This is a genomic window from Vibrio fujianensis, assembly GCF_002749895.1.
GTDB lineage: Bacteria > Pseudomonadota > Gammaproteobacteria > Enterobacterales > Vibrionaceae > Vibrio > Vibrio fujianensis.
Genome location: NZ_NBUS01000036.1, coordinates 65,108 through 83,813, shown reverse-complemented (window position 1 = coordinate 83,813; position 18,706 = coordinate 65,108). Strand labels below are relative to the sequence as shown.

The 18,706-nt window shown below is 43.8% G+C and carries 18 protein-coding genes; 6 read left to right on the top strand and 12 right to left on the bottom strand.

The window, feature by feature from the left end:
* The first annotated feature begins 33 nt into the window (after positions 1 to 33).
* The 4 genes from hemC to B7C60_RS02875 are packed head-to-tail and all read left to right on the top strand — an operon-like array spanning position 34 to position 4,148.
* Positions 34 to 969 carry a hydroxymethylbilane synthase gene (gene hemC, locus B7C60_RS02890; RefSeq protein ID WP_099610392.1) on the top strand — a complete coding sequence of 312 codons (936 nt, stop codon included), beginning with the start codon at positions 34 to 36 and terminating at the stop codon, positions 967 to 969.
* Positions 970 to 972: 3 nt separating this feature from the next.
* Positions 973 to 1,701 carry a uroporphyrinogen-III synthase gene (locus tag B7C60_RS02885; RefSeq protein WP_099610348.1) on the top strand — a complete coding sequence of 243 codons (729 nt, stop codon included), beginning with the start codon at positions 973 to 975 and terminating at the stop codon, positions 1,699 to 1,701.
* Between the two features lie 15 nt (positions 1,702 to 1,716).
* A complete protein-coding gene (locus B7C60_RS02880) occupies positions 1,717 to 2,934 on the top strand; it encodes a uroporphyrinogen-III C-methyltransferase (RefSeq protein ID WP_099610347.1) in 1,218 nt (405 codons plus the stop codon).
* A complete protein-coding gene (locus tag B7C60_RS02875; RefSeq protein WP_099610346.1) occupies positions 2,931 to 4,148 on the top strand; it encodes a heme biosynthesis protein HemY in 1,218 nt (405 codons plus the stop codon). The genes B7C60_RS02880 and B7C60_RS02875 overlap by 4 nt, the downstream gene beginning before the upstream one ends.
* 51 nt (positions 4,149 to 4,199) lie before the next feature.
* On the opposite strand, the gene hemN is transcribed toward B7C60_RS02875, so the two are convergent.
* The 5 genes from hemN to B7C60_RS02850 all read right to left on the bottom strand — a co-directional run bounded on the left by hemN (position 4,200) and on the right by B7C60_RS02850 (position 8,244).
* On the bottom strand, positions 4,200 to 5,588 hold the full coding sequence (gene hemN, locus B7C60_RS02870) for an oxygen-independent coproporphyrinogen III oxidase (protein WP_099610345.1): 1,389 nt from the start codon (positions 5,586 to 5,588) through the stop codon (positions 4,200 to 4,202).
* 138 nt (positions 5,589 to 5,726) lie between these two features.
* On the bottom strand, positions 5,727 to 6,215 hold the full coding sequence (locus tag B7C60_RS02865) for a DUF2489 domain-containing protein (RefSeq protein WP_099610344.1): 489 nt from the start codon (positions 6,213 to 6,215) through the stop codon (positions 5,727 to 5,729).
* A gap of 9 nt (positions 6,216 to 6,224) precedes the next feature.
* Positions 6,225 to 6,782 (bottom strand): Der GTPase-activating protein YihI, encoded by a 558-nt coding sequence (gene yihI / locus B7C60_RS02860; RefSeq protein WP_099610343.1) that lies wholly within the window; start codon positions 6,780 to 6,782, stop codon positions 6,225 to 6,227.
* The gene (locus B7C60_RS02855) at positions 6,782 to 7,420 is read right to left on the bottom strand and encodes a class I SAM-dependent methyltransferase (RefSeq protein WP_161427562.1); all 639 of its coding nucleotides are present in this window, start codon (positions 7,418 to 7,420) and stop codon (positions 6,782 to 6,784) included. The genes yihI and B7C60_RS02855 overlap by 1 nt, the downstream gene beginning before the upstream one ends.
* 206 nt (positions 7,421 to 7,626) lie before the next feature.
* The gene (locus B7C60_RS02850; RefSeq protein WP_099610341.1) at positions 7,627 to 8,244 is read right to left on the bottom strand and encodes a c-type cytochrome; all 618 of its coding nucleotides are present in this window, start codon (positions 8,242 to 8,244) and stop codon (positions 7,627 to 7,629) included.
* A 142-nt stretch (positions 8,245 to 8,386) separates the two neighbouring features.
* Here B7C60_RS02850 and yihA point away from each other — a divergent pair, with 142 nt between their 5' ends.
* Positions 8,387 to 9,046, top strand: a complete 660-nt coding sequence (gene yihA / locus B7C60_RS02845) for a ribosome biogenesis GTP-binding protein YihA/YsxC (RefSeq protein ID WP_099610340.1) — start codon at positions 8,387 to 8,389, stop codon at positions 9,044 to 9,046.
* A gap of 417 nt (positions 9,047 to 9,463) precedes the next feature.
* On the opposite strand, the gene spfP is transcribed toward yihA, so the two are convergent.
* The 3 genes from spfP to hemB all read right to left on the bottom strand — a co-directional run bounded on the left by spfP (position 9,464) and on the right by hemB (position 14,347).
* Positions 9,464 to 9,511 carry a small protein SpfP gene (gene spfP / locus B7C60_RS20125; protein WP_438356636.1) on the bottom strand — a complete coding sequence of 16 codons (48 nt, stop codon included), beginning with the start codon at positions 9,509 to 9,511 and terminating at the stop codon, positions 9,464 to 9,466.
* Between the two features lie 195 nt (positions 9,512 to 9,706).
* Positions 9,707 to 12,496: a DNA polymerase I gene (polA, locus tag B7C60_RS02840; protein ID WP_099610339.1), complete on the bottom strand. Its 2,790-nt coding sequence runs from the start codon at positions 12,494 to 12,496 to the stop codon at positions 9,707 to 9,709.
* 807 nt (positions 12,497 to 13,303) lie between these two features.
* Positions 13,304 to 14,347 (bottom strand): porphobilinogen synthase, encoded by a 1,044-nt coding sequence (hemB, locus tag B7C60_RS02835; RefSeq protein WP_099610338.1) that lies wholly within the window; start codon positions 14,345 to 14,347, stop codon positions 13,304 to 13,306.
* 196 nt (positions 14,348 to 14,543) lie between these two features.
* Here hemB and B7C60_RS02830 point away from each other — a divergent pair, with 196 nt between their 5' ends.
* Positions 14,544 to 15,305 (top strand): TatD family hydrolase, encoded by a 762-nt coding sequence (locus B7C60_RS02830; RefSeq protein ID WP_099610337.1) that lies wholly within the window; start codon positions 14,544 to 14,546, stop codon positions 15,303 to 15,305.
* Positions 15,306 to 15,397: 92 nt separating this feature from the next.
* Here B7C60_RS02830 and tatC read toward each other — a convergent pair whose 3' ends face one another.
* From tatC to ubiB, 4 genes are all read right to left on the bottom strand, one after another.
* The gene (gene tatC, locus B7C60_RS02825) at positions 15,398 to 16,147 is read right to left on the bottom strand and encodes a twin-arginine translocase subunit TatC (RefSeq protein WP_099610336.1); all 750 of its coding nucleotides are present in this window, start codon (positions 16,145 to 16,147) and stop codon (positions 15,398 to 15,400) included.
* 74 nt (positions 16,148 to 16,221) lie between these two features.
* Positions 16,222 to 16,644 (bottom strand): Sec-independent protein translocase protein TatB, encoded by a 423-nt coding sequence (gene tatB, locus B7C60_RS02820; RefSeq protein ID WP_099610335.1) that lies wholly within the window; start codon positions 16,642 to 16,644, stop codon positions 16,222 to 16,224.
* A 3-nt stretch (positions 16,645 to 16,647) separates the two neighbouring features.
* Positions 16,648 to 16,890 (bottom strand): Sec-independent protein translocase subunit TatA, encoded by a 243-nt coding sequence (gene tatA, locus B7C60_RS02815; protein WP_099610334.1) that lies wholly within the window; start codon positions 16,888 to 16,890, stop codon positions 16,648 to 16,650.
* 55 nt (positions 16,891 to 16,945) lie between these two features.
* A complete protein-coding gene (gene ubiB, locus B7C60_RS02810) occupies positions 16,946 to 18,577 on the bottom strand; it encodes a ubiquinone biosynthesis regulatory protein kinase UbiB (RefSeq protein ID WP_099610333.1) in 1,632 nt (543 codons plus the stop codon).
* Positions 18,578 to 18,706: the final 129 nt, after the last annotated feature.

Here is an 18,706-nt window from a genome sequence, read left to right as displayed (position 1 = left end):
ACTGTTATTGTTGACTGTTTTTATGGGATGATTATGACCACTACGCCGATTCGTATTGCTACCCGCCAAAGCCCACTGGCTTTATGGCAAGCACATTTTGTCAAAGATGCTTTACAAGCAGCGCATCCGGGGTTGGAAGTGGAACTAGTAACCATGGTCACCCGAGGCGATGTGTTACTCGATACTCCCCTGGCTAAAGTCGGAGGAAAAGGGCTTTTTGTCAAAGAGTTAGAACTAGCTATACTGGAAAACAGGGCCGATTTAGCCGTTCACTCGATGAAAGATGTCCCGGTCGACTTTCCCGATGGCTTAGGTTTAGTGACAATTTGTGAACGTGACGATCCTCGAGATGCTTTCGTCTCGAACCGCTATGTTTCTCTTGATGAGCTTCCTCATGGTGCAATTGTAGGTACTTGTAGCTTACGCCGCCAATGCCAAATCAAAGAAGCTCGCCCAGATATTACCATCAAACAATTGCGCGGTAATGTCGGCACTCGCTTAGCAAAGCTGGATGCCGGAGAATTTGATGCTATCGTACTAGCCGCCGCAGGACTTAAACGCTTGAAGCTCGAAGATCGGATCGCTAGCTTTCTTGAACCCGAACAATCGCTGCCAGCCGTTGGTCAAGGAGCGGTTGGTATTGAATGTCGCTTAAATGATCGACGCCTACTCACACTGCTTGAGCCACTTAATCACCTAGATACGGCGGATCGCGTCCGCTGCGAACGCGCGATGAATTTAACCTTGCAGGGTGGCTGTCAAGTGCCTATTGGTAGTTATACCGTCTTGGAAGGTAAGCAAATTTGGCTACGAGCGTTAGTCGGTGAACCAGATGGTTCGCACATCATCCGAGGAGAAATTCGGGGTGATCGTCAGCACGCCGAGCAGCTAGGTATTCAACTCGCTAATCAACTGCTTGAACAAGGAGCGAGAGAAATCTTAACTAAGTTGTATTCTGAGCACCAGTAAACCATGGCCATACTCGTTACACGTCCCGGCGAAGACGGTATTGAACTTTGTCACCGCTTAACAGAGCGTGGATATAAGGCACTTCATCATCCACTCATCACCATTACCGCAGGTAGAGAATTGACGCAACTCTGTGTCGAACTGGCTCAATACGACCTCATCATGGCTGTCAGCCAATCAGCCGTCAGTCTGACTCAGCAAGGGCTTCAAGCACAAGGGTTACCTTGGCCAACTAATGCGATTTATCTTGCCATTGGTCAAAAAACCGCACAAGTTTTAAGCAAGGCATGCCAACAACCAGTACACTACCCAGAGATCAGCGACAGTGAGCATTTATTGGAACTTCCGGTTTTACAGGAAGTCCACCAAAAACGAATGGTCATTCTGCGGGGAAATGGTGGACGAGAACTCATTTCACAGACGCTCACCCAACGAAGCGCACAAGTCTGGTGCCGTGAAGTCTATCGTCGTGTTGAACTGCCATTTGATTGGCAGCCAATGTTACAACGTTGGCAGCAAGTAAACGTGGATACCTTAATTATAACCAGTCTCCACCAACTAACATTTTTCATGTCGCAATTGACCGCTCACGCGCAAGCTTGGGCCTGTCAACTGCGGCTACTGGTTCCCAGTGAACGTATTGGCCGTGAAGCAATCGCTCTCGGCTTTCAACATATTGTGATAACAGGAAGTGCAGCAAACCACGACCTCGTGGCGGCTCTCCAGCCTTAACACAGGACTCTAGCCATGACAGATAAAAAAAACAATCCACAGCAGGAACCTGACAATTTAGAACCCAATGCCTCAGCTTCCTCTGATGTCACACCTCAGGGCACATATAACCACAAGGAACGGAAAAAAATGGCGTCTTCCGCTTCATCATCACACTCGAAATCGAACACAACCGTTCAGCCTACGGAAATAAAACCCACCACTCAGCGAGGAACGAAATTAGCCACTATCGCCATCGTGTTAACCATTTTATTTAGTGCCGGACTCACCTTACACTTTCAGCAACAACAGGCCTTGTATCAAACCCAATTAAGTGCGCTACGCGCTGAGCTTAATCAAACACGCCAGGGCTTACACACTGAACTAGATACCATCAAAAATGCCGCCATAAACGCTGCCACAGAGATCGCCACTCGCTCAGAAGTAGAACTCAACCAGCAACACAAAAGTATCGAAAGCTTACAATTAGCCATTGCTGATATTAAAGGACGCCGCCCTAATGATTGGCTGCTCGCAGAAGCGGATTATTTAGTAAAATTAGCTGGCCGTAAATTATTCTTAGAGCAAGATATTGAAAGTGCCACACTGTTGATGGAAAGCGCCGATCAACGAATTGCGCAGCTCAATGATCCCAGCTTAGCGCCACTACGTAAAGCGATGGCCCATGACATTACGACCCTCAAAGCGATTCCTTTACTTGATAAAGAAGGGTTAGTCTTAACCCTGCTCAGTTTGCAGCAAGTGGTAGACCAACTGCCATTAGCGAATGCAATTCTGCCCGAAGCGACACAAACTGAACCAGTCACGGTTTCAGACAATCTTGGCGACTGGCAAAGTAACTTAATGGCCTCACTTAAAGCATTTAGTGATAATTTTATTACGTTCCGCACTCGAGATGGACAAGCCGTTCCATTATTGTCGCCTGAACAACACTTTTATTTACGCGAAAACCTAAAAGCAAAATTAGAAACCGCCATCAAAGCCGTCTACGACGAGCAGACCGCGATCTACCACACCTCGCTCATCACTGCAAAACAGTGGTCTGAAACCTTTTTTAATTTACAAGACAATCAGGTCAACGCATTCAATCGTACCCTGGCTCAACTGGCAGAAAAAACGATTACCGTGACTTATCCACAGGCGCTCACAAGTCAACAACCGCTTACGGATATCATTCAAGAACGCTTACGTCGTTCAGTCTCATCCATCACCACGGAGGAGAAAGCCCAATGATTCGCCTACTATTTCTCTTTATCGTATTGGGGTTGGGATTATTTGCAGGAACTCAGTATGCCGGTCAACAAGGGTACGTATTGATTTCCATTGCCAACAAAACCCTAGAAATGAGTGTTACGACACTCGTTATTTTGATGATAGCCACCCTCGCTGGGTTGTTTTTCCTCGAGTATCTTATTAAAAAACTACTGCGCGCCAGTAGTACGACTTGGAACTGGTTCAGTGTTCGCAAACAGCGTCATTCACGACGTTATACTAATGAAGGCATTGTTAAATTATTAGAAGGCGATTGGAAACAAGCTGAACGTAAAGTCACTCGTTGGGCTAACTACCATGATATGCCACAACTCTGTTATCTCATTGCCGCCGAAGCCGCTCACGGGATGGGTAAGACCAAACAACGCGATCATTATCTGGCTTTAGCCGCTCAACAAAAAGACGCGGCTTTAGCGGTGGAATTAACTCGAGCTAAGCAACAACTGAGCGAAAAAAACTGGTCTGCTGCTCTTGATACTCTCACCCAGTTACATCGTGACCATCCTGACCATCTGATGATTATAAAACTACTGAAGCAAGTTTATCTCGCGCTCGAACAATGGCAACCGCTGCTCGATTTACTTCCTAAGCTGGTCAAAGCACAATTGCTTACCCGTTCAGAGGCAGAGCAACTCACTTTAACCGCTCAGCAAGGCATACTCACGACGGTTGCGAGCGAAAAAGGCAGCGAGGGTTTATTAACGTACTGGTCAGGGCTACCTAAAAAACTCAAAAACCAGCCAGCAATGGTGGCGACATTAGCTCAACAGCTGATGAAGCGTAAAGCGGATCATCAAGCATTCACTCTTATCAAAGAAGGACTAAAAAAACAGCCATCACCTGAGCTATACGCCCTGCTTCCGCAGTTAAATATTCCAGATCATCACCCAATCACTGCTTTTCTACAGCAGCAGTTACGTCAAGATAGCAACAATCCGGATCTGCATAGTGCCTTAGGTCAGCTTTTGTTACGCTCTCAACAGTGGCAAGACGCTCAGCAACATCTGGAAAAAGCGTTATCGATTCGCCCTGACGCATCTGATTACGCTTATTTAGCTGAAGTTTTAGATCAACAAAATCGTCCACAAGCCGCCCACGATGTAGCACGGAAGGCTTTATCACTGTTTACTAAGCAAAAGAATAATCAACACTCTCTTATCCTGCATGAGCAATAAATAAAAGTTACGCCTTCCTAGCTGAAGCCAGCTAGGGAGGAATGGCGCAGATTAAATGACACGAGAGAACTGTTGCTGACGCGCACGCTGACGGAGATACTTATCAAAACACATACAGATATTTCGAATCAGTAATCGACCTCGTAACGTCACTTGGATCGATTGGTTATCGACCACCACTAATTGATCATCAATAAAGGTTTGCAGTAACGATAAATCAAGTTGGAAATAATGGTCAAACTGAATCGAAAACTGTTTTTCGATTATGGCTTTATCAAGTTTAAAATTGCAAATTAACTGTTTGATAACTTCTCTTCTCACCAAGTCATCACGGTCAAGAGATACGCCTTTCCATAATGCGTGCCGCATTTCGTTAACTTGGCGGTAATAACGCTTTAGCTCTTTTTGGTTCTGTGCATACACATCCCCAATCATCGAAATCGCCGATACACCAAATCCAACTAAGTCACAGTTTCCTTGTGTGGTATAACCTTGAAAATTTCGATGCAAAACCCCCTCACGCTGGGCTATCGCTAATTCATCATCAGGTAGCGCAAAATGATCCATACCAATAAACTGATAACCGGCGGTGGTTAAGGTATTAATACTATCTTGTAAAATTGCCATTTTCTCTTCGGCAGCAGGCAATTCTTCTTGCTTGATTTTTCGTTGTGCAGCAAACAACTGTGGCATGTGAGCATAGTTAAAAACGGATAACCGCCCCGGTTTCATCTGTAGCACTTGTGTTAATGTTTGATGAAAACTGGATACTGTTTGTTTAGGTAAGCCATAAATCAAATCTAGGTTGGTTGAGCGAAAGCCCAGCCGCTTAGCTCGCGCGACTAAATCAACAATAAATTGCTCATCTTGTTCACGATTAACTAACTGCTGTACTTCTTTATTGAAGTCTTGAACCCCAATACTAACCCGATTAAACCCCTCACTATAAAGATGATCCAAGATGGAAAGCTCAATTTCGCGTGGGTCAACCTCAATGCTAATCTCAGCATCAACCTGAAACTGAAACTCTTCGCGTAGCAAACTCATTAGGCGACTAATTTGCTTATGCGTCAAAAAAGTAGGTGTACCACCACCAAAGTGCAATTGAGAAACTTGACGATTTTGTAATAGTGAAGCCCGTTGGCGAATTTCATGCTCAAGGACATCAAGATACTCATCGGCTTTGTGAGAGTGGCGAGTAATAATTTTATTACAGCCGCAGTAGTAACAAAGCTTATGGCAAAATGGGATATGAATATACAGCGAAAGCGGTCGTTCTGGATAACGGGTACACGCCATATCATACTCGGCAATGGTAAAGGCTTCATGGAATTCCACCGCCGTCGGATAGGAAGTGTAACGAGGCCCTGAATAGTTGTACTTGTCTAAAATGGCTTGATCCCATACGATTTGCTGACTGGGTACGACTTTCGACAACATAGTGACTCTTCCCGTGATGAATTTGTAACGCGATAGTTTGCCACACGACCCGAATAAGGTCGGGTGGCAAAAGACAATTTGCGGATAAAATATTCTAAATTGCTAGCCGGATCACTTCTTCTTGAGCGCAAACCGCCGCTAAAGCATTTGAATATGGATTTGCTGATTCAATGGCTGAATATGTTGTCGGAGTAATGTAAGCTCGGAAACAATCGCATCATTTAAACGAACTTCTGCTTTTTGCCGAGTCAAATTTTGTCGCATCCGCTCTTGCTTAAGCATATTCTGCCGAGCTTCTCCGCGTGGCATATCTTTGACAATATGATACAGCTCGGTGATCGCTGGGTAGCTTTGTTCAAAATCCACCCGCGCTTCACCTTGAACATAATCCATAATGCAGTACACACGAATGGCGATTTCAGACAAATCACATTGGCCTTGAATACCAGCCAAACAGAGCGTATTTACGCTCTCAAAAATATTTGCGTTACGTTTTTCTATGGCTAATGTCTGATGTTGCTGCTGCAGTTGAGTTTGCCTTCTCAACTTCCACAATAAGTAAGCAGCATAACTTGCCAGAGCGAAAATAATCGTAGCGCCAATAACGGCTAGTAAAGTCCCATTCATGAGTTTGCCCTATCCTTTGTAGTCGTCTAGGTCCAAGGTTTCAAATTGAGCCAGTAAATCGTCATCTGAGGCTGGTTTACGTCGCTCTGATTTCGTTGGTACTGCCACCGCTTCAACCTCCTCTTCCGTTTCTTCAACCAATAAGCCAAGTTGAGTCATTAAGGTCTCAATTCGATCCAGTTTTTCATCGACATACTTTTGTAAGCCTGCACCAAGCTTTTCACCGTTATCCAAGCGATCAAGCAAAACATTCAGCTGAGCATCGTTCTCTAACTGCTTCAGTTCTTGCTCTGCGTCCAAACGGCGAGCCTGTTTGCTGGCTTTTTTATTGGTTTCCACCACCAATGGGATTTTTTTCTTACTACCTAAACGAGGATCTCGCACTTGAGTCCCCGCTCCTTGGCTAGTAGAGCTGCCATCAGAATGGCGACTACCACTTTTTAGTCCTTTACGTTTTTTCTGTTTCTTACGTTCACGGCCTTCCATTTCTGCATTCGTACGATTATGTTTACGAGCAAAAACGAGGTCACCGTTAATACCTGTTTTGGTTTTCTTTTCTCGAGACATTACTGGGGGTTCCTCAGTAAAATTACATCACTACCGATAAATTCAAGTTCGAGCTTATCCCGCTCAGCCAAAAACTGAAAGGTTTCACGACTAAAAAAACTCACATGGGTGAGATCATTTTTGTAGTGCCACCCAGCAAACGCATCCACGTTTTTTACCAGTTTGGTCATGAGACCAATCCAGCCTCCTGGCTTAACTAAATTCAGCCATTGTTGCCAGATAGTGTGAGGATCATGCAAATGCTCAATCACTTCGCTGGCAGTCATAAAATCATAGCGCGTATGAAGCACCTCTTGCTTTGGATAAAAAAAATGATCATACAACGCAACGCTGTGCCCCGCCTCTGCCAACATAAGTGATAATGTTGGCCCCGGACCACAACCAAAATCCAACCCAACAGATTGAGGATTTAGTCTTTCTAACATCGGTTCACAGAGCCGAGATAAAAAACGACGATATCCTAAATCATGAGGATTATTTTCATGTAAATCATAGAACGCTTTTTCACGCTCCGCACTCAATCGATGAGCCGGTGGAACAAACACCAAGTGACACACTTGACATCGCACATAGCTGCGGTGCTTATCTTCAAAATAAGCCTCAACATGATGACTGTGGCACAAGGGACAAGTATGCATAAAAACGTTCCTCAACTTGGGGATGCGCAACATACCAGAAATGCGTGTGAGAGTGGAGAGTGTAGGGTTAAAATTTCAGCAATTTTCGGAAAAAGATAGCCATGAGCATGAAATTATCATCAGAGCAGTAACAGCGTCATCGCCCCAGCAACACATGTGCAAGGGCGATCGAATGCCTGAAAATTAGTCATGAAATAGGCTCAAGGTCAATGTAAACCACCAACGTATTTGGAGAGCACATCAATATCGGCATCGGTCAGTTTTTTTGCGACATCACGCATCATGGCATTCATGTCGTTATTGCGGCTATCATCACGAAACTTTTCTAACTGCAATTTGATGTAATCAGCATGTTGTCCGGATATTTTTGGGAAACCAGAAAGCGCCGTACCATTACCCCGCGGGCCATGGCACGCAATACACGCGGTTAAACCTCGCGAAAGATCACCAGCACTATAGAGTACCTTGCCTTTATCAACCACGTCTTCCGGTGTTGCATTGTCTGAAATAGGTAAAGAAGCATAATAGGCAGCAAGATCCGCCATATCTTGCTCACTTAGAGGCATCGCCATGGCACTCATCACTGGATCGTATCGCCCTTGCGCTCCCCCACTGACGATGCCCAGTTTAAGATCCTTCAACTGTTTCTCTAGATAAATCCTATGCTGACCAGCAAGTTTTGGATAGGTCGTGATTATACCGTTCCCGTCGGCACCGTGACAGGCAACACACGTTTCCGATTTCGCTTTACCGGCCTCAATATTGCCTTGTGCCCATACCGAGCCACAGGCTAAGATACTCAAGATTAGCGCTAATTTCTTCATGACATTCCATTTATAATTATCAAGCTTCCAGTACCACTCATGGTACAATAAGCAACCTCGTTCCGAGCACATTTATTTTACACAAATTCACAAAAAAGTAATCAATTGACTACAAAAAAGTCGAGATGGAGTTAACAGAACCGTGAGCGTAAAAATTCATTACCAAAACACGCATTTCATTACCAGCGCCCCAGATATTCGCCATCTTCCAGAAGATGAAGGTATCGAAATTGCGTTTGCAGGACGCTCTAATGCTGGAAAATCAAGTTCTCTCAATCGGTTAACTAACCAAAAGAACCTAGCTAAAACCAGTAAAACCCCCGGTCGAACTCAGTTAATTAACCTGTTTAAAGTCACGGATGGATGCCATATTGTAGATCTTCCTGGATATGGATTCGCCCAAGTACCGCTCGAAATGAAGAAAAAGTGGCAACAATCATTGGGAGAGTATTTACAACAGCGCGCTTGTCTAAAAGGGCTCGTAGTTTTGATGGATATTCGCCATCCGATGAAGGATCTCGATCAACAACTGATTATTTGGGCGGTGGAATGTTCGATTCCGGTACAAGTACTGCTAACAAAAGCGGATAAGCTCAAAAGTGGCGCACGTAAAGCACAACTGCTAAAAATCAGAGAGCAAGCTCTGACCTTTGGCGGTGATGTCAGTGTTGATGTTTTTTCTTCATTAAACGGTCTTGGGGTTGATACGTTGCGCCAAAAACTAGACACTTGGTTTGCCCCACAATTACAGCAGCTTGAAGCTCAACAAGCAGAGAATAACCAAATCCCCGCAGCTGAATAAAGATAAGCAGCTCCTGCCATACCAATAAAAATCCCCACCATCCTGGTGGGGCAACGGGAGAGAAATAGGAGGTAATTATTATTATGCCTTTAGCATTCCTCAAACCCGTCTAAATTACAACACCCTACAGCAGATTAACTTTATTGGCTCATGTTTTTATAGCCAATAACATATTGTTATTAAATTCAGAATATTAGCGAAAAACACACAACAACAATTACTTAGTTTCTATCTAGAAAAAACAAGAAATGTGATTAATGTTTAATTACAGAAATGATATTTATATTCATTTTACAGTGATCAGTAACCGGGTGTTTAACGAAGTAACGCGAAACGTTTGTGAGCAAAAATAACGGGGAAAATGAAAGAGAATCGAATAAAAAACGCCCCAGTCAAAAGGTGACTGGGGCGGCTGAATCAGCCTAATCCAATAACGTGAAACAAAAGGTCTGAAAGATAGAACATCTTACCTCTGTACCCTACGAAATTAAATGTACAACAATTGGTCAGAAATGAAAACCATTTTTGTAGTTTTTTTTCATTAATTTTTTGTTAAAAAACATAAGCGTTTGAAATGCGTTTATTTTTTTATGTATAAAAAAAAGCCAACGTTTGTGCGCTGGCTCATAGATTCAAGCGATAAAAAGGATTTTTTAAGACTTAATGCGCCTCATCCCAGTTATTTCCATGCCCAGTCTCGGCCACTAAAGGTACCTTAAGCGTTGCCGCTGACTCCATCAATTCTTGTACTTTACTTTCAATTTCGGATAAAGCTGACTCTTCGACTTCAAATACCAGTTCATCGTGTACTTGCATTAGTAATTTCACTCGACCTTGGCCTTCTGTTTCGATCCAGTGATCCACCAATAACATGGCTTTTTTAATGATATCTGCCGCCGTGCCCTGCATCGGTGCGTTAATGGCTGCTCGCTCTGCCGCTTTACGACGCATTCCATTACGAGATTTAATTTCAGGCAGATGAAGACGACGGCCAAAGAGGGTTTCAACATACCCCTGCTCAGCGGCGGTACGACGAGTCTCTTCCATATATTGCATCACGCCAGGATAACGCTCAAAGTACTTATCCATATAATGTTGAGCTTCAGAGCGAGGAATGCCCAGTTGTTTTGCTAATCCAAAAGCGCTCATACCATAAATGAGCCCAAAGTTGACCGCTTTAGCTCGGCGACGTTGCTCAGAACTCACTTGCTCAATACCAATACCCAGTATTTCTGCAGCGGTGGCGGCATGGATATCTTTGCCTTGTTGGAACGCCTCTAACAGAGCTTTGTCGCCCGACAGATGAGCCATAATCCGTAATTCAATTTGTGAATAGTCAACCGCCATGATTTTCCACCCCGATGGCGCAATAAAAGCCTGACGAATACGACGCCCTTCATGATTACGAATCGGAATATTCTGCAAGTTTGGATCGGTCGAAGATAAACGCCCGGTTGCCGTGACCGCTTGATGATAAGAGGTATGCACTCGCCCTGTCCGCGGGTTGATCATTTTGGGTAGTTTATCAGTATAGGTTGATTTCAGTTTCGCTAAGCCACGATATTCGAGAATCACCGCTGGTAACGGATAATCAAGCGCTAATTCTTGCAACACTTCTTCATTGGTCGAAGGCGTACCTGACGGCGTTTTTTTCACCACGGGTAATTTCATTTGTTCAAATAAAATAGTTTGCAGTTGTTTCGGAGAGCTTAAGTTAAACTCTTGCCCTGCAATGTCGTACGCTTTACGTTCTAATTCCACCAAACGTTGCGAAATTTCTTGGGATTGAATAGCGAGCAATTGGTCATCGATGAACACTCCCGTCCGTTCCATACGAGAAAGCACCGGAACCAATGGAACTTCTATCTCACGATAAACCGTGTTGAGTTTCTCATCTGCGGTTAATAACGCTTGCAAACGATGATGCAGCCGCAAAGTGACATCGGCATCTTCTGCTGCATAAGGAGAGGCTTGTTCCAATTCTATTTGGTTGAAGGTGAGTTGATTTTTACCTTTGCCTGCAACTTGCTCAAAAGAAATGCAGCTGTGCTGTAAAAAACGTAACGCTAAGCTATCCATATCATGCTTACCGCCGACGCTATTATAAACATAGGAAGCTAACATGGTGTCGTGGGCAATACCACGCATGGTGATACAATAACGCGCTAATACACTCGCATCATACTTTAAGTTTTGCCCTACTTTCGCTTGCTGTTCATCTTCCAATAGCGGTTGTAGCTGAGCCAGAACCCAATCACGATCGAGTTGTTGAGGGGCATCCAGATAATCATGCGCGACAGGCACATAAGCAGCTTCGCCCTCTGCAACCGCAAAGGATAGCCCAACTAAATTAGCCACCATGTAATCAAGACTATCGGTTTCGGTATCAAAGGCAAAAACTTCGGCCTGTTTTAGCTTTTCCATCCAACGATGAAAATGTTGCTCATCTAAAATCGTTTCGTATTGGCTACGATCAATATTGATTGCGGGTGAGTTGCTGACAACGCCAGGCTGTACACCTTCTGTTAGCGGGCTTTTTCTTTCTATTGCTTCCACCACACCACTGCCGCCTTCTAACAACTCGGTTAACCAAGATTTAAAGGCAAACTTGCCATATAACTCAATTAAAGTATCACGATCAGGCGTTGCTTTTAATAGCGATTCCGGTGTGCAAGCCAGTTCAACATCACGCTTAATTGTCGCAAGCTGGTAAGAAAGCTGAGCATTATCACGATGCTCTTCCAACTTTTTCGCCATGCTTTTCGAACCACGAAAGCCTAATTCAGCAATTTTATCTAAGTTATCATATAAATCACTTAAACCGCCGATGCCTTGTAAAAGAGCCGTTGCGGTTTTTTCACCTACGCCCGGAACACCAGGAATGTTATCCACTTTATCCCCCATCAAAGCGAGATAATCGATGATCAATTCTGGCGGAATACCAAATTTATCAATCACGCCCTCACGATCCATCACAACATTGGTCATGGTGTTAATCAAGGTGACATGATCGTTCGCTAATTGGGCCATGTCTTTATCACCGGTACTGATCAGTACCGGCATTCCTGCCTGTGATGCCTGATGAGCCAGCGTCCCTATCACATCATCCGCTTCCACCCCTTCAATAGAAAGCAAAGGTAAACCCATAGCCCGAATAATCTGATGCAGCGGTTCAATTTGGCAACGAAGATCATCCGGCATTGGTGGCCGATTGGCCTTATATTGATCATACATTTGATCGCGGAATGTTTTACCTTTCGCATCAAAAATAACCGCAATACGATCAGACGCAAATTGGCGCATCATGGCTCGTACCATATTTACGACCCCATAAATGGCATTGGTTGGAATTTCACCATTACTCATCGTGCCAGGATAGGCATGGAATGCACGGTATAAATAGGAAGAGCCATCAATCAAAATAAGAGGGTTATCAGGGATACGAGCCATAGTTTTGTTATCCGATCAGCAACAATAGGTGCTTAGGATGCCACGACTACCGTTAGGTTTCCATGCTAGCTCATCCAATCGGCCCAGCTTACAACAGCCTCATTCTGTCTAATGAATCACCAATCTGTGGATAAGTCTGTTCATACATTTTATCCACAATGTTAATATCAAGCAAACACCCAGAACACTTAAAACATAACAACTTGTTTTTTAAGAAATTTAATCAGGATCACTAAAAACACCAATGATCCTTTTGCGATCATGCTCTGTGGAAAAGATACTCGATATCCTTTTGCTTGGTTTAAGATCAATAGCAAAGAAAACGATATTGATCGGCTAACTTTCATTCACTTTACTAACAACGTAGTGAATAACAGGCATAAAAAAAGCGACACCCGAAGATGTCGCCTAGCAATACAAGGTGAAGTCAATTCAGTGATCAACTTTCCATAAAGCTAAATATTACACTGGAAGCAATGTGAGCAATGTCGTGCCAAAAAGAACAAAATCGCGTTTCCTCTCTACTGCTAATAGCGACTTGAAGGCCCCTTCAAGAACAGAAAGCAATCAATGAGTTGACGTTATTTATTCCCTAAGACAAGGTTAATAATAATCATTATCATTGGTGAGTCAAGTTCTAAATGATAAAAAATATCATTTAAGTTAAAAGGCCTCGATAAATTCAATCAATATCACAAATTTAATTGGATAAAAGCAGCCTAATCACAAGGGAAATGAGCTGGCTAAATCGACGATATGATCGAAAAAGCGAGCACACAACTCGCCTTTAAGTCCTTCATTGTAAAATTATTTATCGCGTAAATGCTGTGCGGCTTGAGCTTGATCTTCTAATATCCACTCAGCAACTTGCTTTGCAAAGTAAGTCAAAATACCATCAGCACCAGCACGTTTGAAGCAAAGCAGTGATTCCATCACCGTTTCTCGCTCTTTTAACCAACCATTATCAATGGCGGCTTTATGCATTGCGTATTCGCCAGAAACTTGGTAAGCGAATGTTGGCACTTGCAGCTCGGTTTTTACACGCCGAACGACATCCAAGTAGGGCATTCCCGGTTTAACCATTACCATATCTGCCCCTTCACTAATGTCCATCGCCACTTCATGCAAAGCTTCGTCACTATTCGCTGGATCCATCTGGTAATTTTTCTTGTTACCAGCTTTCAAATTATTAGCCGAACCAACGGCATCACGAAATGGTCCATAATAAGAAGAAGCGTATTTCGCTGAATAGGCCATAATTTGCGTATGAATGTACCCAGCTTCTTCTAACGCCTGCCGAATTTTGCCAATCCGACCATCCATCATATCGGATGGCGCGACAACATCAGCACCCGCTTGCGCATGTGATAACGCTTGTTTGACTAACACTTCCGTCGTTTCGTCATTGAGGACATAACCTGTCTCATCTATGATGCCATCTTGTCCATGAGTGGTGAAAGGATCTAATGCTACATCAGTAATCACTCCCAGTTGTGGGACATGCTCTTTCAAGACTTTCACCGCTCGCTGCACCAAGCCATCTGGATTATAAGCTTCTGCGGCGTCGAGACTTTTTGCATCCTGTGTCACCACAGGAAAAAGAGCAATGGCAGGAATACCCAATTTGGCTAAGTATTGCGCTTCTTCGAGCAGTAAATCGATGGAAAAGCGTTCAACACCAGGCATGGACTCAACTGGCTCACGACGATCTTTTCCCATAAGCACAAACATCGGATAAATCAAATCATTGACCGACAACTGATGCTCTGCCACTAAACGACGACTGAAATCATGTTTACGCACACGACGTAAACGACGCCCAGGAAACTGACCTTGAATAGATACTGACACTCGACTCTCCTTATTGATGGCTCACTTACCCACAAGAAACCATGATAGCGAGCATTATTGGAAATATTAACCCGATCATATCACTCTGATGATTGCGCGCTAGGATCTATCGATGAAAATACAAAAATGATCTCTTGTTTATGCTCACGTATACTATCAAGCCTGATTTAAATCTGACTCACTAAATGAAGGCTCTATGATTGATACCCATGCCCATATCTACGCCAACGAATTTGATCATGATCGAGAGCTAGTCATCCAACGCGCACTTGAACAAGGAATTGAGCAGATACTAATGCCAAATATTGATCTCGATTCAATTGCTCCGATGCTCGCGACGGAGGATGCCTACCCCACGCTATGCCGCTCAATGATGGGGTTGCATCCTTGTTATGTTAATCAAGAGGTTACACAGACCTTAGCCACAATTGAACGATGGTTAAGCCAGCGAGCGTTTATTGCGGTAGGAGAAATCGGCATCGATCTCTACTGGGATAAAACCTATCGGATCGAGCAGGAAATGGCCTTTATTACTCAATTAAACTGGGCGAAAAGTCTTAACCTTCCGGTGGTGATTCATACTCGTGATTCCATTGAAGAAACGTTAACGCTTCTTAAACAAGAACAAAACGGTCAATTGCGTGGCGTTTTTCATTGCTTTGGCGGAACGAAAGAGCAAGCACAAGCGATCAATGCGCTCGGTTTTCATCTTGGTTTAGGTGGCGTCAGTACCTTTAAAAATGGTGGCATGGATAAAGTTATCCCACACTTAGATCTCGATTATGTGATTCTAGAAACAGACTGCCCTTACCTCGCACCTGTTCCACATCGAGGAAAGCGCAACGAACCCGCTTACACCCGCTTGGTTGCCGAGCGTATTGCCGAATTACGCTCAATAGAATTATCAGAAGTAGATCGTGTGACGACAAACAACGCAAAACAACTCTTTAATTTGTAATCATACCCGTTAATTTGTAGTCATACCTGCAACGCCCACTTGGCCGGATTAAAAAACCAAACAATATCAACACGCCGATTTGTTCGCCTTTGTTATTGCGTTTCTTGCTCTTCATCTTGTCCTCGTTGACCGTAGAAGCGCGCAAAAAATAGCCCAACCTCAAATAGCAAACACATCGGAATAGCCAGCAAGGTTTGCGAAATTATATCCGGTGGCGTAAGTAACATCCCCACCACAAATGCAGCAACCACAATATACGGGCGTTTGGCGGCTAACGCTTTGGGCGTTGTCGCCCCTGTCCAGCACAAGAGAATAATCGCCACTGGCACTTCAAAAGCGATACCAAAGGCTAAAAATAAGGCGAGTACGAAATCTAAATAACTGGCAATGTCAGTGGCAAACTCAACACCACCAAGAGAAATGGCAGTAAAAAAGCCAAACACCAGCGGAAACACCACAAAATAGGCAAATGCGACGCCACAATAAAACAGCAGAGAGCTAGACATCAGTAACGGAAAAATGAGTCGTCGTTCATGTTTATATAGACCTGGTGCCACAAAAGCCCATACCTGATAAAGAATGTAAGGCACAGACAAAAACACCGCGGCAATTAATGTCAATTTAAGTGGGGTAAAAAAAGGAGATGCCACATCGGTCGCAATCATCGTTGCCCCTTCGGGTAAGCGTTCAACCAAAGGGCGAGAAACAAATTCATAGATATGATTAGAAAAATAAATTAAACCGATAAAGACTAAAATTACCGCAGCAATACTGCGTAACAATCGATCGCGCAATTCCAACAAATGGCTAATTAACGGCTGAGTCTGTTCGACGGATGACATGGAAACCTCAACAAGCGTTGAAAAAAGAGTGGTAGTTTCAGGCCACCACTCTTTTATAAATACAAATATCTGAATTAATCGGTGTGGTGTTTCGGCACTTTTTCGGCAGATTGAGCCGAACGGGGTGACGACGGCTGTGCCTGATCCCCCTCACTGGCCGATGAATCAGAACCAGCGCCAGTCTTTGCCGAGGCTCTATCCGCTGAAGCGTAAGGACGTTGCACCTCCTGTGCTGCCTGTTTTAGCTTATCCACTGATTCTTGCAATTCTGGTGATAAGTTTTTCATCCCGAGTTGCTCAGCTTTACGTAAATGTTCTTGCAACTCTTGAACTTTAAGCTCATGGGCTAGCTCATCTTTTACGCTATTGGCCATCCCCTTCGCCGCAGCAATAAATTTAGTCACACTACGAATCGCATGAGGTAAACGCTCCGGACCAAGCACCACCAGTGCCACCACCGAAATTAATATCAGTTCCCAAAAACCGATATCAAACACGATTTATGCCTGCTCTTTGTCTTTTTGAGACTCGCTTGAGTGCTCAGTTTTCTTCTGCTGTAAATTTTTTGATTCAAAATCAGCATCTTGCTCTGGCTTACTTGCTTCATCTTCAGCCATGGCTTTTTTAAAGCCCTTTACTGCACTACCGAGATCACTGCCGATGCCACGTAGTTTTTTCGTACCAAATAACAAAACGACAATCACGGCAATAATAAGAAGTTGCCAAATACTAATACCACCCATGCTTTTTACCTCGGGTTATATGTTACACAATGATTGATTATAAAAATAATCTGCTTTATCGACGGTAAGCCCGCCAACTTAACCACCAACTTATCGCTCCAACAAAAACGGTGCCTGCTGCAAGCGGTGGAGAATGGCTAAATAATAGTGCTGAGCATACGATGAAAGTTGCGCCAACACCAAATAAAAACTGCCCAGTCGACTGTTGTCGTTTCGAAGCTCGATAGCCTTGATAAAGCTCTTCGACCCGTATGTTCAAGTTTTTCCCTTGCTTTAAACTCTCATAGAGAAGCTCTGGGAGTTCTGGTAATTTTTCAGCCCATAATGGTGCTTTTTCTTTTACCGCATTGATCACCGCTTGCGGACCAACTTGCTGCATCATCCATTTTTCTAAAAACGGCTTCGCTGTTTGCCATAAATCTAATTGGGGGTAAAGCTGACGACCTAACCCTTCAACGTACAATAATGTTTTTTGTAATAAAACCAACTGGGGCTGAACTTCCATTTCGAATCGCCTTGCGGTATTAAACAGGTTGAGCAACACATGACCAAATGAAATTTCACATAAAGGTTTGGCAAAAATCGGTTCACAAACAATACGAATCGCCACTTCAAACTCATCAATGTTTGTATCGTGCGGGACCCAGCCAGAATCGACATGCAATTGAGCGACTTTACGGTAATCACGATTAAAAAAAGCTAAAAAGTTTTCCGCTAAATAACGCTTATCCTCCGCATTCAGTGTGCCAACGATACCACAGTCTAATCCAATCCATTGTGGATTTTCTGGATGCAGAGGGTTAACAAAAACATTGCCAGGATGCATATCTGCGTGGAAAAAACTGTCTCGGAAAACTTGAGTAAAGAAAACGCTAACGCCACGCTCTGCTAGCAATTTCATGTTAGTTCCGTTGGCGTGTAATGTTTCTAAATCTGAAACTTGAATGCCATATATTCGCTCAGAAACCATCACCGTTTGATTACTAAAATCGGTAATCACTTCAGGAACATAGAGTTCTTCACTCTGCTCAAAATTACGCCTTAACTGGATAGCATTTGCCGCTTCACGACGAAGGTCTAATTCATCGAGCAAGGTTTTCTCATATTCACGCACCACTTCCACAGGCTTTAAACGACGAGATTCTTCTGTCGCTTTGGCGATGATCCGAGCCAAGCGGTACATGAGTTTGATATCTGCATTAATCACAGGGCGAATGTCAGGACGAATCACCTTCAATACAATGTCCCGCCCATTCGACTTCAGTTTTGCCGTATGTACTTGCGCTATCGAAGCTGAGGCCAAGGGTTGAATATCAAAATCATCAAACCAAGTTTCAAGTGGCCCACCCAATGCCTGTTCCATCTGCTGTTTGGCTAACTTACCATCAAACGGGGCAACTTTATCTTGCAGTAATGCCAATTGATCCGCGATATGAGGAGGAAAGAGATCGCGACGCGTCGACATCATCTGACCAAATTTTATCCACACCGGCCCAAGCTCTTGTAGCGCAAGGCGCAACCGTTCGCCAAGCGGTTTATCACTATGTTGGTTGCGGATCCAAAAAAGAGATTGACGAGCTAAAATAGGGGCTTTGGTTAACCGATGTTCAGGTAGTAGTTCATCTAAACCATATTCGAGCTGTACTTTAATGATGCGATATAAACGTTTTAGTTCTGCAAGAGTCATACTTTTTCCAGTAACTGATTCAGTTTTACTTCCACTCGCGCAGCTTGACTTTTGACGTCATCAACTTGATCACAAAAATAAGCGACTTCTAGCGGCGGAGGAGCAAGACGCCACTCTTCGGTTAACACT

Coding starts and splice junctions, on each gene's coding strand:
- hemC (WP_099610392.1), top strand. CDS start 34: ATGACCACTACGCCGATTCGTATTGCTACCCGCCAAAGCCCACTGGCT.
- B7C60_RS02885 (WP_099610348.1), top strand. CDS start 973: ATGGCCATACTCGTTACACGTCCCGGCGAAGACGGTATTGAACTTTGT.
- B7C60_RS02880 (WP_099610347.1), top strand. CDS start 1,717: ATGACAGATAAAAAAAACAATCCACAGCAGGAACCTGACAATTTAGAA.
- B7C60_RS02875 (WP_099610346.1), top strand. CDS start 2,931: ATGATTCGCCTACTATTTCTCTTTATCGTATTGGGGTTGGGATTATTT.
- hemN (WP_099610345.1), bottom strand. CDS start 5,588: ATGTTGTCGAAAGTCGTACCCAGTCAGCAAATCGTATGGGATCAAGCC.
- B7C60_RS02865 (WP_099610344.1), bottom strand. CDS start 6,215: ATGAATGGGACTTTACTAGCCGTTATTGGCGCTACGATTATTTTCGCT.
- yihI (WP_099610343.1), bottom strand. CDS start 6,782: ATGTCTCGAGAAAAGAAAACCAAAACAGGTATTAACGGTGACCTCGTT.
- B7C60_RS02855 (WP_161427562.1), bottom strand. CDS start 7,420: ATGCATACTTGTCCCTTGTGCCACAGTCATCATGTTGAGGCTTATTTT.
- B7C60_RS02850 (WP_099610341.1), bottom strand. CDS start 8,244: ATGAAGAAATTAGCGCTAATCTTGAGTATCTTAGCCTGTGGCTCGGTA.
- polA (WP_099610339.1), bottom strand. CDS start 12,496: ATGGCTCGTATCCCTGATAACCCTCTTATTTTGATTGATGGCTCTTCC.
- B7C60_RS02830 (WP_099610337.1), top strand. CDS start 14,544: ATGATTGATACCCATGCCCATATCTACGCCAACGAATTTGATCATGAT.
- tatC (WP_099610336.1), bottom strand. CDS start 16,147: ATGTCATCCGTCGAACAGACTCAGCCGTTAATTAGCCATTTGTTGGAA.
- tatA (WP_099610334.1), bottom strand. CDS start 16,890: ATGGGTGGTATTAGTATTTGGCAACTTCTTATTATTGCCGTGATTGTC.
- ubiB (WP_099610333.1), bottom strand. CDS start 18,577: ATGACTCTTGCAGAACTAAAACGTTTATATCGCATCATTAAAGTACAG.